Source organism: Geothrix sp. SG200, assembly GCF_022808935.1.
Taxonomy (GTDB): domain Bacteria; phylum Acidobacteriota; class Holophagae; order Holophagales; family Holophagaceae; genus Geothrix; species Geothrix alkalitolerans.
In genome coordinates this window covers 125,879-139,573 of the sequence record NZ_JAKZFR010000002.1, presented here as the reverse complement: position 1 = coordinate 139,573, position 13,695 = coordinate 125,879, and the positions used below count along the sequence as shown (strand labels likewise).

Here is a 13,695-nt window from a genome sequence, read left to right as displayed (position 1 = left end):
GGCTCAGGTCCTCACTTGTAGCTGCGGGTCGCGAGGTGGACATTCTCGAAGGAGAGCTGCTCGGTGTGACGCACCGGAGCCTGTCCTTCGCCCTTGTACTCCCAGGCGGCCACATGGGCGAAGTTCTCGTCGTCGCGGAGGGCCTCTCCTTCCTCGGTCTGCCATTCCTCTCGGAAGTGGCCGCCGCAGGACTCGCGGCGCTCGAGGGCGTCCAGGCACATCAACTCGCCGATCTCCAGAAAGTCGGCCACGCGGCCGGCGGCTTCGAGGGACTGGTTCACGTCGTTCCCGGTTCCGGGGATGCGGAGGTTCTTCCAGAACTCCTCGCGGATCTGGGGGATGAGCTCGAGGGCCTTCTTCAGCCCGGCCTCGTTGCGGCCCATGCCGCACATCTCCCACATGACCTTGCCCAGTTCGCGGTGGAAGTGGGTCGGGGTCTCCTTCCCGCCGATGGACATGAGCTTGTCCGTGCGGTCGGTGACCGCCTGCTCCGCGGCCTTCACGGCGGGATCGTCGGCCTTGATGCGGGTGCCCGGCTTGATGCCCGCCAGGTAGCCCCCGATGGTGTAGGGGATCACGAAGTAGCCGTCCGCCAGGCCCTGCATGAGCGCCGAGGCGCCCAGGCGGTTCGCGCCGTGGTCGGAGAAATTGGCTTCGCCCAGCACGAAGAGGCCGGGAATGGTGCTCATGAGGTTGTAGTCCACCCACAGGCCGCCCATGGTGTAGTGGCTGGCCGGGAAGATGCGCATGGGCGTCTGGTAGGGGTTCTCGTCGGTGATGCGCTCATACATCTCGAAGAGGTTGCCGTACTTCTCTTCGATCTTGGCGGCGCCCAGGCGCTTGATGGCATCGCTGAAGTCGAGGTAGACGCCGAGGCGGGTGGGGCCGACGCCCCGGCCCTCGTCGCAGACCTGCTTGGCGGCGCGGCTGGAGACGTCGCGGGGGGCCAGGTTGCCGAAGGAGGGGTACTTGCGCTCCAGGTAGTAGTCGCGGTCCTCCTCGGGGATCTGGGAGGCGGGCTTGCCGCAGTCCTCCTTGCGCTTGGGCACCCAGATGCGGCCGTCGTTGCGCAGCGACTCGGACATGAGCGTGAGCTTGCTCTGATGGTCGCCGGTCACGGGGATGCAGGTGGGATGGATCTGGGTGAAGCAGGGGTTCGCGAAGGCGGCCCCCTTCTTGTAGGCGCGCCAGACGGCCGTGCCGTTGCAGCCCTTGGCATTGGTGGACAGGTAGAACACGTTGCCGTAGCCGCCCGTCGCGAGACAGACCGCATCCGCGACATGGGAGGTGACCTCGCCGGTCACCATGTCGCGCACGACGATGCCTTTGGCCACGCCGTCCACCACGATCACTTCCAGCATTTCATGGCGGGAGAACATCTTCACCTTGCCCAGCCCGATCTGCCGCTCCAGGGCCTGGTAGGCGCCGATGAGCAGCTGCTGGCCGGTCTGCCCACGGGCATAGAAGGTGCGGCTGACCTGCGCACCGCCGAAGGAGCGGTTGTCCAGCAGGCCGCCGTATTCCCGGGCGAAGGGGACGCCCTGGGCCACGCACTGGTCGATGATGTTGTTGCTGACCTCGGCCAGGCGATGCACGTTGGCCTCGCGGGCGCGGAAGTCGCCGCCCTTCACCGTGTCATAGAACAGGCGGTACACGCTGTCGCCATCATTCTGGTAATTCTTGGCGGCGTTGATGCCGCCCTGGGCCGCGATGGAGTGGGCGCGGCGGGGGCTGTCCTGATAGCAGAAGCACTCGACCTCGTAGCCGAGCTCGGCCAGGGAGGCCGCGGCGGCGCCGCCGGCCAGGCCGGAGCCCACCACGAGCACCTTGTACTTGCGCTTGTTGGCCGGGTTCACGAGCTTGAGGTCAAACTTGTGCTTTTCCCATTTCTTGTCGATGGGGCCGTCTGGGATTCGGGAATTGAGTTCCATGGAGCGCTCCCTGGGATCAGTGGATGAAGCCGGTCAGGACGGCGATGGGATAGGAGATGTTCACGCCCACCACGAGGACGGTCAGGCCGGTGGCAAAGTTTCGCCGCAGGTTGTCGTAGCGGGGATGGGCCAGGCCGAAGCTCTGGGTGCAGCTCCACACGCCGTGCCACATGTGCAGGCCCAGGCAGAGCTGGGCCACGATGTAGAAGGCGGCCGCGGCGGGAACTTTGAAGCCGTTCACGAAGTTGGCGTAGGGGTTCGCGTGGTCGAAGTTGGGATGGACGGTGCCGGTGGTGAGGTGCAGGAGGTGGTAGACGATGAACACGGCAAGGATGACGCCGCTCCACCGCATGGTGCGGGAAGCCCAGGTGGAGGCGATGTTCTTCTGGTTCCGGTAGCCGACGGGACGGGCGGCCATGTTGTCCAGTGTGAGGGTTGTGGCGGCCCAGATGTGGAGACCAACCGCGGTGAGTAGCACGGCGCGGAACACCCAGATGCCCATGCCGTGGATCATGGTGTGCAGGAACTCGGCGTAGTGGTTCATCGCCTCGGCACCCATGTAGGACGTCAGGTTGCCCAGCATGTGGACCGTGACGAACCCGAAGAGGATGACGCCGGTGGCCGCCATGACGACCTTGCGGCCGACCGACGAGGCCAGGAAGCCGTGGCCGCGTGCTTCCGCGCCCGCGATGCTCTGTTCAGCAACGGACATAGGGTGACTCCTTTGAAAAACGGGGAGGTGGGTCGGAGCGCCCGCGTCTGGCGGCGGGGCCCTCTTTCAATGGCGAGGCCATATCTGACCCGATTATCTTCGGACGATCCTCGATTCCCAAGTGCTAATGCTGGAGCAAGGCAAGCTGTGACAATGGGCATCGTCCAGTCCCACCCTGATGGGACCTTGGTTTGGAGGGCGGCCTGAAGTCTTGCGTTTGCAATCCGCCGTCCGCTAAAATCAAGCCCGATCTAGACACGATCTTTGGTGGATCGCCCCCGCGTGGGGCTCGTGCAGCTTCCGCACAGGCCACCATGTCCGTCCTGCTTCCAGCCGATTCAGCTTTCCATTCTCCCTCTCCTTAACCCATCTGGAGGAACAACCATGGCGACGATGAAACGTCTCCTTGACTCTCTGGCATCGACCAGACTCTTCAAGGGGGGGATGACGGCGCTCTTCGCCCTTCTGCTCTCCACCCCGGCTTTCGCGGGCGGTGAGGCGGAACTGAAGATCCCCGCGCTGCAGGGCAGCTTCATGGGCATGACGGGCCACAACCTGCTGCTCATCGGCCTCTTCATCTGCCTGCTCGGAATCGGGTTCGGCCTGGTGCAGTACTCCCAGATCCGAAACCTCCCGGTCCACAAGTCCATGCTCGAGATCTCCGAGCTGATCTATGAGACCTGCAAGACCTACCTGATGACCCAGATCAAGTTCATCGCGATCCTCTGGTCCTTCATCGCGGTGATCATGGTGGCCTACTTCCGGTTCCTGGCCCACCCGGCCATGAGCTGGCCGCAGGTGATCGTGGTCCTCCTGTTCTCGATCGTCGGCATCCTCGGTTCCGTTGCGGTGGCCTGGTTCGGCATCCGCATCAACACCTTCGCCAATTCCCGCACGGCCTTCGCCAGCCTGGGCGGCAAGCCATTCCCCACCATGGCCATTCCCCTCAAGGCCGGCATGTCCATCGGCATGCTGCTCATCTCGGTGGAACTGGTCCTCATGCTGGCCATCCTGCTCTTCATCCCCGGTGATGCCGCCGGCCCGTGCTTCATCGGCTTCGCCATCGGCGAGTCCCTGGGCGCCGCCGCCCTCCGCATCGCGGGCGGCATCTTCACCAAGATCGCCGACATCGGCTCCGATCTCATGAAGATCGTCTTCAAGATCAAGGAAGACGACGCGCGCAACCCCGGCGTCATCGCCGACTGCACCGGTGACAACGCGGGTGATTCTGTCGGCCCCACGGCGGATGGTTTCGAGACCTACGGCGTCACTGGCGTCGCGCTCATCACCTTCATCCTGCTCGCCGTCAACCCCACCACCGCCGGACCCAACTACCAGGCCATCCAGGTGGCGCTGCTGGTGTGGATCTTCGTCATGCGCGTGGGCATGATCGTGACCTCCGCCGCCTCCTACTGGATCAACAACCTGTGGGCCAAGGCCAAGTTCGCCACCGCAAAGAAATTCGACTTCGAAGTGCCCCTCACCTCCCTGGTGTGGCTGACTTCCATCGTCTCCATCGTGATGACCTATGCCCTCTCGAAGGTCCTCATCAGCGACCTGCCCGGCGGCCTCTGGTGGAAGCTCTCCACCATCATCACCTGCGGCACCCTAGCCGGCGCGCTGATCCCCGAGCTCGTGAAGGCCTTCACCTCCACCAACTCCGGCCACGTCCGTGAGGTCGTCACGGCCTCCAAGGAAGGCGGCGCGTCGCTCAACATCATCGGCGGCCTGGTGGCGGGCTACTTCTCCGCCTATTGGATGGGCCTCACCATCGTCGTCCTCATGGGCGCCGCCTACTACGTGTCCACCTTCGGCCTGGGCGCCTTCATGGCCGCCCCTGCCATCTTCGCCTTCGGCCTCGTGGCCTTCGGCTTCCTGGGCATGGGCCCCGTGACCATCGCCGTGGACTCCTACGGCCCCGTGACCGACAACGCCCAGTCCGTCTATGAGCTCTCCACCATCGAGACCCTCCCCGGCATCGAGGCGGAGATCCAGAAGGACTTCGGCTTCAAGCCCGACTTCGAGGAAGCCAAGATGTTCCTCGAGGAGAACGACGGCGCGGGCAACACCTTCAAGGCCACCGCCAAGCCCGTGCTCATCGGCACCGCCGTGGTGGGCGCCACCACCCTGATCTTCTCGATCATCCAGGTGCTCTCCGCGAAGTACGGCTCCGTGCTGCCGACCCTGCCGGGCCAGATGGCGGTGCAGGAGGGCCTGTCCCTGCTGAACCCCCTCTTCCTGCTGGGCATCGTCACCGGCGGCGCGGTCATCTTCTGGTTCTCCGGCGCGGCCTGCCAGGCCGTGGCCACGGGCGCCTACCGCGCGGTGGAGTTCATCAAGCAGAACATCAACCTGGACGCCGGCGCCGAGAAGGCCTCGGTGGAGGACTCCAAGAAGGTCGTGGAGATCTGCACCCAGTACGCCCAGAAGGGCATGTTCAACATCTTCCTGGCCGTGTTCTTCTCCACGCTGGCCTTCGCCTGCGTGAACCACTACTTCTTCATCGGCTACCTGATCTCCATCGCCGTCTTCGGCCTCTACCAGGCCATCTTCATGGCCAACGCCGGCGGCGCCTGGGACAACGCGAAGAAGCTCGTGGAGACCGAGCTGAAGGCCAAGGGCACCGAGCTCCACGACGCCTGCGTCGTGGGTGACACCGTGGGCGATCCCTTCAAGGACACCTCCTCGGTGGCCATGAACCCGGTCATCAAGTTCACGACCCTCTTCGGCCTCCTGGCCGTGGAGCTGGCCATCACCCTCGACCCCGCCACGGCCCACGTCGCCGCCCTGATCTTCTTCCTGATCTCGGCCGTGTTCGTGTGGCGCTCCTTCTACGGCATGCGCATCCCCGTCGTGGAAGCGAAGTAGGACCTCCGCCGTCGAGGCGGACGAACACAAGAAGGGGCCCTGCGGGGCCCCTTCTTGTGTGATACCTTGTGTCGTGAGGGTATTTCCATGCACCGATTATTTCATATTCCCGTTACCTTACTCGCCTGCGGATTGCTCATGGCTGCCGATCCTGCCCCCAAGCCTCCCGTCGCCCCTCAGAAGGCCCACACGAGCCTCTGGCATGGGGAGACGGTGAACGATCCCTGGTTCTGGCTGCGGGAGAAGGCCAATCCCGAGGTGGTGGCCTACCTGAATGCCGAGAACGCCTACACCGAGGCCATGACCAAGGACCTCCAGCCCTTCTCCGAGGCTCTCTACAAGGAGATGCTGGGCCGCATCAAGCAGACGGATCTCAGCGTCCCTGTCCGCCGCGGTGCCTTCTACTACTACGCCCGCACGGAAGAGGGGAAGCAGTACCCCATCCAGTGCCGCCGGAAGGCTGGAAAGGACGGGGCCTACGACGAGAAGACCGCCGAAGAGGTCCTGCTGGATCAGAACGAGCTGGCGAAGGGGCTGAAGTTCCTGGGCCTGGGCGGCATGTCCGTGAGCGACGACGACCGCACCCTGCTGTACAGCACGGATGCCACAGGCTTCCGCCAGTACAAGCTCTTCACGAAGGACCTGGCCTCGGGCAAGGTCAGCAGCCCGCTCGCCGAGCGGGTGACCTCCTTCACATGGGCGGCGGATTCCCGGCACCTCTTCTTCGTCACGGAAGACGATGTCACCAAGCGCTCCAACCAGCTCTGGCGGCTGGACCTCAAGGGTGGCAAGCCGGAGCTGGTCTACGAGGAGAAGGACGAGCTGTACCGCATCGGAGTGGGGCGGACGAAGGACCGGAAGTTCCTCCTGATGGAAAGCCAGTCCACGGATACCTGGGAGAGCCGGTATCTGGCCGCGTCCAAGCCCCTTGGCACCTTCAAGGTCCTCCTGCCCCGGGAAAAGGGCCACAAGTACGACGTGGAGCACCGGGAGGGGACCTTCTACATCCGCACCAACAAGGGGGCGAAGAACTTCCGGGTGGTCACCGCCCCGGTGGCCACGCCGGATCCCAAGCACTGGAAGACCTTCATCCCCCATCGGGTGGATGTGCTGATCGAGGGCCTCGAGCCTTTCCGCGACTTCCTGGTGGTGGCCGAAAAGCACGAAGGCCTGGACTGCTTCAGGATTCAGGACGTCAAGACCGGCGCCTGGAAGGATGTGGCGTTCCCCGAGCGGGTGTATGCGGCCTTCCCCGGCGGGACGCCCGAATACACCGCCAGGGCCTTCCGGTTCGCCTACCAGTCCATGATCACGCCCCAGAGCATCTACGACTGCGACATGGCTTCCGGGAAGCAGACCCTCCTGAAGGAGACCGAGGTGCTGGGCGGCTACGACAAGTCCCAGTACGCGACGGAACGCCTCTGGGCCACGGCTCGGGACGGCGCGAAGGTGCCCCTGTCCGTGGTCTACAAGAAAGGTGTGAAGCGGGACGGCTCTGCGCCGCTCTTCCTGTATGCCTACGGTTCCTACGGTTTCGGCATGTCCGCCACCTTCTCCATTCCCCGCCTCAGCCTGCTGGACCGGGGCATGGTCTACGTCATCGCCCACATCCGCGGCGGGAACGAGATGGGCGAGGCCTGGCACGACGACGGCATGCTCATGAAGAAGATGAACACCTTCACCGACTTCATCGACTCCGCCGAGTTCCTGGTGAAGGAGGCGTGGACGAGCAAGGACCGCCTGGTGATCGAGGGCGGCAGCGCCGGCGGCCTGCTCATGGGCGCCGTCACCAACCTGCGGCCCGACCTCTTCAAGGCCGTCCATAGCGCCGTGCCCTTCGTGGACGTCATGAACACCATGATGGATGCCAGCCTGCCGCTCACCGTGGGCGAGTACCTCGAGTGGGGCAATCCCAACGAGAAGGCTGCCTTCGCCTACATGCGGGCCTACAGCCCCTACGACAACCTGGCGAAGAAGGCCTACCCGGCCATCCTCGTCACCACGAGCTTCAACGACAGCCAGGTGATGTACTGGGAACCCGCCAAGTATGTCGCCAAGCTCCGCACCCTCAAGACCGACGCCAACCCGCTGCTGCTGAAGATCAAGATGGACCCCGCCGGCCACGGCGGCGCCTCGGGCCGCTACGACGCCCTGAAGGACAAGGCCTTCGAGACGGCGTGGATGCTGAAGCAGGTGGGCATCACGAAGTAGGCGGTTCCTCCTCCAAAGGGCGCAAAGCACCCATTGGAGGTAGGAAAAACGTAGTAGAATCAAGAGGCGCGGCCAAGCCGCGCCTTTCTTATGCCCGGAAGCCCATGTCCCTCTCTGAAGAAATCCAACGGCGGCGAACCTTCGCCATCATCAGCCACCCTGACGCGGGCAAGACCACGCTGACGGAGAAGCTGCTGCTCTATGGCGGCGCCATCGACCGGGCGGGCAGCGTGAAGGCCCGCGAAGGCGGGGCCGCGGCCCATTCGGACTGGATGAGCATCGAGCAGGAGCGCGGCATCAGCGTCACCTCCGCTGCCATGCAGTTCGAATACATGGGCCGGGCCATCAACCTGCTGGATACGCCGGGCCACCAGGACTTCAGCGAGGACACCTACCGGGCGCTCACGGCGGCCGACGCCGTGGTGATGCTGCTGGACTGCGCCAAGGGCGTGGAAGAGCAGACCAAGAAGCTCTTCCGTGTGGCCAATGAGCGCAAGCTGCCCATTTTCACCTTCGTCAACAAGCTGGACCGCCCCGGCCGAGAACCCGTGGAGCTCATCGACGAGGTGGAGGAGCTGTTCGGCCTGCACGCCGTCCCCATGACCTGGCCCATCGGCTCCGGCACGGACTTCAAGGGCGTCTACGTCCGCGCCACGGGTCAGATCCAGGTCTTCGAGCGGGCGAAAGCGGGCCGGAAAGCCCGTGTTGCCGGGCAGGGGGGACTGGACGACCCCGAGATCGGCGCCCTGCTGACGCCCGCCGAGCTCCAGCAGCTCAAGGATGACGTGGACCTCATGGACCACGTGCTGCCGTCCTTCGACCGGGAGGCCTTCCTGCGGGGCGAGCAGTCCCCGATGTTCTTCGGCTCCGCCGTGAACAACTTCGGCGTGGCGGAGTTCCTGGAGGAGTTCCTGGAGCTGGCGCCCGCACCGGGCCCGAGGCCCCTGATGGACGGTGGGGAAGTGGCGCCTGAGCAGCCCTTCACGGCCTTCGTGTTCAAGGTGCAGGCCAACATGAACAAGGCCCACCGGGACCGCGTGGCCTTCGCCCGCATCGTGTCCGGGAAGTTCGATCGGGGCATGGACGCGCTGCATGTGCGCGAGAAGAAGTCCATCAAGCTGAACTACCCCCATATGTTCTTCGGCCGCGAGCGGCAGATCGTCGACGAGGCCTACCCCGGCGACATCCTGGGCCTCATCAACCCGGGCCTCTTCCGCATCGGAGATGTGCTGAGTGCCGCCGGTCCCATCGAGTTCCACGCGGTGCCGCGCTTCTCGCCCGAGCAGTTCGCCTCCGTGCGCCTGGCGGACCCCGGCGCCCGCAAGGGCTTCCTGAAGGGCCTGAACCAGATCGCGGAAGAAGGCGTGGTCCAGGTGTTCTGGCCCAAGGGCGGCGCGCCCCTGCCCATCCTCGGCGCCATCGGCCGCCTGCAGTTCGAGGTGCTCCAGCACCGTCTCAAGGATGAGTACGCCTGCCCTGTGCTGCTGGAGTCCCGCGGCTTCCAGATGGCTCGCTGGATCGAAGGCGGCTGGCCCGAGCCCAGCCGCTTCTGGGGCGAGCTGGTGGAGGACGCCGAGAGCAACCCCGCCATCCTCTTCGAGAACGACTGGCAGCGGCGGACCACGGCCGAGAAGAGTCCCGGGCTGACGTTCCTGGAGCACCCGCCGAAGTAAGGACAGGAACCGCGAAAGTCGCGAATCTCGCGAAACGAAAAACCGCCACCTCCGGTTCGAGTGGCGGTTTCTTTATCGGCTTTGTTCGCGTCTTTCGCGGTTTTCTGGTTCACGCCTTCGCGAAGATGTCCATCACCGCGTGCAGGAGCTGGATGGCCTCGGCCTTCGGCCGCTGGAAGGCGTTGCGGCCCATGATGCTGCCAAAGGCCCCGCCCTTGGCCAGTTCGGCCACTTCCTGGAGCACCGCCTCGGTGCCCTTGGCCTCGCCGCCGCTGAAGATGATGATGCGGCGGCCGTTGAAGGCGCTGCGGACCACTTCCTTCACCCGGTCGGCCAGGGTCTCGGTGGGGATCTGGGCCTTCTCGAAGGCCGCGGCGGCTTCCTTCACCTCGAGGTGCTGCTTGGGGGGCTTCACCTTGATGATGTGGGCGCCGAGCTGGGCGGCGATCTGGGCGGCGTACCCGGCCACGTCCACGGCGGTCTCACCTTCCTTGGTGAGGCCCGCCCCGCGGGGATAGGACCAGACGACGGTGGGCAGCCCCACGGCCTTGGCCTCGAGGATCAGCTCCCGCAGGCTTTCGTACTGGATGTTGCGGTCGCCGCTGCCGGGGTAGATGGTGTAGCCGATGGCGGCGCAGCCCAGGCGCAGGGCGTCCTCCACGCTGCCTGTGATGGCGCTGCAGGGCTCGTGGCCCTTGCTGAGGATGTCGCTGTTGTTGAGCTTGAGGATGAGGGGGATGTCGCCGGCATAGTCAGAGGCCACGTGCTCGATGAAGCCCAGGGGCGCGGCGTAGGCGTTGCAGCCGGCCTCGATGGCCAGCTCCACGTGGTAGCGGGGATCGTAGCCGGCCGGGTTGGGCGCGAAGCTGCGGGCGGGACCGTGCTCGAAGCCCTGGTCCACGGGCAGGATCACGAACTTGCCGGTGCCGGCCAGGCGGCCGGTGTTCATCATCCGGGCGAGATTGGCCTTCACGCCGGGGTTTTCAGAGCTGTACCAGGACAGGATCTCGCGGACTTTGGCCGTGGCCATGGGGCACCTCGCATGGATTCAAACGGCCATTCTACCTAGAAATGCGCCGTCAGGCTCGCGCCAAGGCCCATGTCCGCGGTGTTCCCCCAGTGGGAGATGTTGTTCAGGTAGCGGAAGGTCAAGGTGGTGCGGGGCGTCCAGTGCCAGTGCACCCCCAGATCGTGCTGGAGGCTGGGCTGGTCGAAGTGCTGGTAGGGTTGCCGCGGGAGGTAGCCGCTCTGCCAATAGAGCTGGAGGAAGGGCTGGACCCGCGGCCAGCGGCGGTACTCCCAGGTGGCGTGGGCCCCGACCCCATCCTTGAATCCGATGTCCGTGTATTCCGGACTCCCGTGGGGGCGGTGGACGAATCCGGCGCCGAAATAGAAGGCATGCCGCCCGGGAAGACGCCAGGCGCCGGTGAGGCCGTAGGTCTGGTCCCAGCCCGACCGGTAGACATCGTAGGTGTGGGTGAGGGGCGGCTTGACGCTGACCGTGGTGGAGAGCGTCCATGTGGGCGTCGCCAGCAGACGGTGGGTGAGGCCCAGGACGGGATCCTGGGTTTTCCCCAGGATGCGCTCGTCCGTGTAGAAGACCACCTGGCCGTGGCGGGCCACCGCCAGGGCCACCTGGTTCTGCAGGACGAGGGCCCGGCCGTACTGCTCGAAGCCGAGCTTGTGGAAGGTCTCGATGAGAGGGTCGAGGAAGCCGCCCGTGTGGTTCTGCACGGGCATGCGGATCCAGAGGTCGGTCTGGTCCGACAGCCCATATCTTCCCTCCACCTCGAAGCGCGCGATCTCCTCGTCGAAGAAATACAGCGTCGGTGCGTCGGGGTAGGCCGCGGCCGCCGCGGCGAAAGCGGCTTGGGTGACCGCGACGCGGCCCACCGCGTCGCGTGGGCCATACTGCTCGAAGATGTCCGAGAACTGGAAGGTGTTGGCCTCGATCCAGTGCAGGGCCCACCGCCAGCGGCCGCGCCCGAGGGGAACGGGGTCCACCGGCTGGTAGGCCATGGTGGGCAAGTAGAGGGGGAACATCTCCCGGGTGGGGAAGGGGCCCATCTCGTGAAGGGGCTCCTCGGCCGCCAGTCGCAGGAAGGCCACGAGGGCAAGAGCCGCGCGGCGTTGCATGGCCTGTGGAGATCAGGCCTTGCTGTAGTCGTAGAAACCGCGGCCGCTCTTCTTGCCCAGCCATCCGGCGTCCACGTACTTGATGAGCAGGGGGCAGGGGCGGTACTTGGGATCGCCCAGGCCCTCATGCAGCACATTGAGGATGAAGAGGCAGGTGTCCAGGCCGATGAAGTCCGCCAGGGTGAGGGGGCCCATCGGGTGGTTCATCCCGAGCTTCATGATCCCGTCAATGCTCTCCACGCTGGCCACGCCTTCGTAGAGGGCGTAGATGGCCTCATTGATCATGGGCAGCAGCACGCGGTTGCTGACGAAACCGGGGAAGTCATTGCAGTGGATGGGAGTCTTGCCCAGCTTCTTCGAGAGCTCCATCACCGCGTCGAAGGTGGCGTCGCTGGTGGCCAGGCCGCGGATGACCTCGATGAGCTGCATGACCGGCACTGGGTTCATGAAGTGCATGCCGATGAAGGCCTCGGGGCGCTTCGTGACGGCGGCCAGCTTGGTGATGGAGATGCTGCTGGTGTTGCTCGCCAGGATCGCCCCGGGCTTGCAGACCTTGTCCAGGGTCTCGAAGATCTGCTTCTTGACCTCCCACTTCTCGGTGGCGGCCTCGATGACGATGTCGCAGCCGGCGAGGTCCTCGAGCTTCGTGGTGGTGCGGATCCGCCCCAGGACAGCCGCCTTTTCGTCGGCGGTCATCTTGCCCTTGTCCACGCCGCGTTGGAGGTTCTTGTCGATGGTGGCCACACCCTTGGCGGCGAAGGCCTCGCTGATGTCCTGCATCAGCACGCTGAAGCCCGCCTGGGCGAAGACATGGGCGATGCCGTTGCCCATCTGGCCCGCACCGATGACGCCAATGTTCTGGATGCTCATAACGACCTCTCTTTGGATGTGTTGACGTAGGGGAGCGGGGGATTTGGGACTCGAGGCCTTGCCGGGAGAGGTCTCGCGTATCCGTGGAGCGGACACCGAGATCAGAGTTTCTCCATTCCCACCAGCATAGCGGAGGACGGGGTCACCAGCCTGCGAGCAGGGCGGGCAGGTCGCGGATGGAGTCGAGCACGGGGAAGGGGGATTCCACCGGGGTGGCGACCACCTCGTGGGCCCAGGTCAGGTGGTAGGGGATGTGGATCGCCCGGGCGCCCAGGGCCAGGACCGGCAGGATGTCGGACTTCACGGAGTTGCCCACCATCGTGAAGGCCCCGGGCTGGAGGCCGTGGCGCCCGAGGAGGGTCGCGTAGGTCGCCTCGTCCTTTTCGGAGACGATCTCGACCCGTGAAAAGTGGTGTCCAAGACCAGACTTGGCCAGCTTGGTCTCCTGGTCGAAGAGGTCGCCTTTGGTGATCAGCATCAGGTCGAACTTCCCGGCCACATCGGCCAGCACCTCTGCCACCCCGGGCAGCGGCTCCACCGGCTTGTCGAGCATGGCCTGGCCCAGCTCCAGCACCTGGCGGATGCCCCGGCCCTCGACTCGGTCCTCGGTGAGCTCCAGGGCCGTCTCGATCATGGACAGGGTGAACCCCTTGATGCCGTACCCGTACCGGCGGAGGTTGCGCATCTCCGTATCGTGGAGGCGGGCGTCGATCCAGGCGTTGTCGTGGAAGGGGCGGAGCAGGGCGCGGAAGGCCTCCTGGGTCTCGGCGTAGAGGGTCTCGTTGTGCCAGAGGGTGTCGTCGGCGTCGAAGGCGAGCGTGGGGCGCATGGCGGTTTCCGTGGAGAATCCCCAGCCTACAATGGATGTTTCCCGAGGTAGTCATGGCCGCTTCCAAGACCCGCACCGACTGGGCCCTTTTCCTCCTGCGCCTCGCCGTGGGCGGCATGGCCGTGATGCACGGCTTCGAGATCCTCCGCCGGGCCCACGGGGCCATCACCTTCGCCCAGGCCTCGACTTGGGGCTTTGCCCTGGGCGAGCTGGTATGCGGGGCTCTGATTCTGCTCGGCGTGTGGGTGGCCTTGGCGGGCGGAGTCCTCGTGGCCGTCCTGAGCTGGCCGCTGGTGCACGGCTGGATGCACGGGGCCGGTCCCCTGTCGAACCTGCCCGCCCTCTTCCGCCTGCTCGTGGGTCTGGCCTGCGCGGTGGGCGGCGGGGGCAAGTGGGCTTTGGAGAAGTAACCCGGTCGTCAAAAGAGCTCCACGAAGGACACGAAGAAGCCCTTCGGGCGAGTCT

The 13,695-nt window shown here is 65.3% G+C and carries 10 protein-coding genes; 4 read left to right on the top strand and 6 right to left on the bottom strand.

Going from position 1 to position 13,695, the window contains the following annotated elements:
• Positions 1–11: 11 nt before the first annotated feature.
• Both ML539_RS05945 and ML539_RS05940 read right to left on the bottom strand, forming a co-directional pair.
• On the bottom strand, positions 12–1,931 hold the full coding sequence (locus ML539_RS05945; protein ID WP_243321623.1) for a fumarate reductase/succinate dehydrogenase flavoprotein subunit: 1,920 nt from the start codon (positions 1,929–1,931) through the stop codon (positions 12–14).
• Between the two features lie 16 nt (positions 1,932–1,947).
• Positions 1,948–2,643, bottom strand: a complete 696-nt coding sequence (locus tag ML539_RS05940) for a succinate dehydrogenase cytochrome b subunit (protein WP_243321621.1) — start codon at positions 2,641–2,643, stop codon at positions 1,948–1,950.
• 444 nt (positions 2,644–3,087) lie between these two features.
• Between ML539_RS05940 and ML539_RS05935 the strand changes: the two genes are divergently transcribed.
• From ML539_RS05935 to ML539_RS05925, 3 genes are all read left to right on the top strand, one after another.
• A complete protein-coding gene (locus ML539_RS05935) occupies positions 3,088–5,511 on the top strand; it encodes a sodium-translocating pyrophosphatase (protein WP_243321619.1) in 2,424 nt (807 codons plus the stop codon).
• A 138-nt stretch (positions 5,512–5,649) separates the two neighbouring features.
• Positions 5,650–7,722, top strand: coding sequence for a S9 family peptidase (locus ML539_RS05930; RefSeq protein ID WP_243321617.1), 2,073 nt, complete (start codon positions 5,650–5,652; stop codon positions 7,720–7,722).
• Between the two features lie 104 nt (positions 7,723–7,826).
• Entirely contained in the window at positions 7,827–9,395 is a 1,569-nt protein-coding gene (locus tag ML539_RS05925) for a peptide chain release factor 3 (RefSeq protein ID WP_243321615.1), read from the top strand.
• A 109-nt stretch (positions 9,396–9,504) separates the two neighbouring features.
• Here the strand turns inward: ML539_RS05925 and ML539_RS05920 are convergent, their stop codons facing one another.
• The 4 genes from ML539_RS05920 to ML539_RS05905 form a co-directional block, all read right to left on the bottom strand.
• Positions 9,505–10,425 carry a class I fructose-bisphosphate aldolase gene (locus ML539_RS05920; RefSeq protein ID WP_243321613.1) on the bottom strand — a complete coding sequence of 307 codons (921 nt, stop codon included), beginning with the start codon at positions 10,423–10,425 and terminating at the stop codon, positions 9,505–9,507.
• A 35-nt stretch (positions 10,426–10,460) separates the two neighbouring features.
• Positions 10,461–11,531 carry a DUF3187 family protein gene (locus ML539_RS05915; protein ID WP_243321610.1) on the bottom strand — a complete coding sequence of 357 codons (1,071 nt, stop codon included), beginning with the start codon at positions 11,529–11,531 and terminating at the stop codon, positions 10,461–10,463.
• Between the two features lie 12 nt (positions 11,532–11,543).
• Complete coding sequence (locus ML539_RS05910; RefSeq protein ID WP_243321608.1) at positions 11,544–12,401, bottom strand: 3-hydroxybutyryl-CoA dehydrogenase; 858 nt, start codon at positions 12,399–12,401, stop codon at positions 11,544–11,546.
• A 142-nt stretch (positions 12,402–12,543) separates the two neighbouring features.
• Positions 12,544–13,230: an HAD family hydrolase gene (locus tag ML539_RS05905; protein ID WP_243321606.1), complete on the bottom strand. Its 687-nt coding sequence runs from the start codon at positions 13,228–13,230 to the stop codon at positions 12,544–12,546.
• A 53-nt stretch (positions 13,231–13,283) separates the two neighbouring features.
• Here ML539_RS05905 and ML539_RS05900 point away from each other — a divergent pair, with 53 nt between their 5' ends.
• A complete protein-coding gene (locus tag ML539_RS05900) occupies positions 13,284–13,640 on the top strand; it encodes a hypothetical protein (protein WP_243321603.1) in 357 nt (118 codons plus the stop codon).
• Positions 13,641–13,695: the final 55 nt, after the last annotated feature.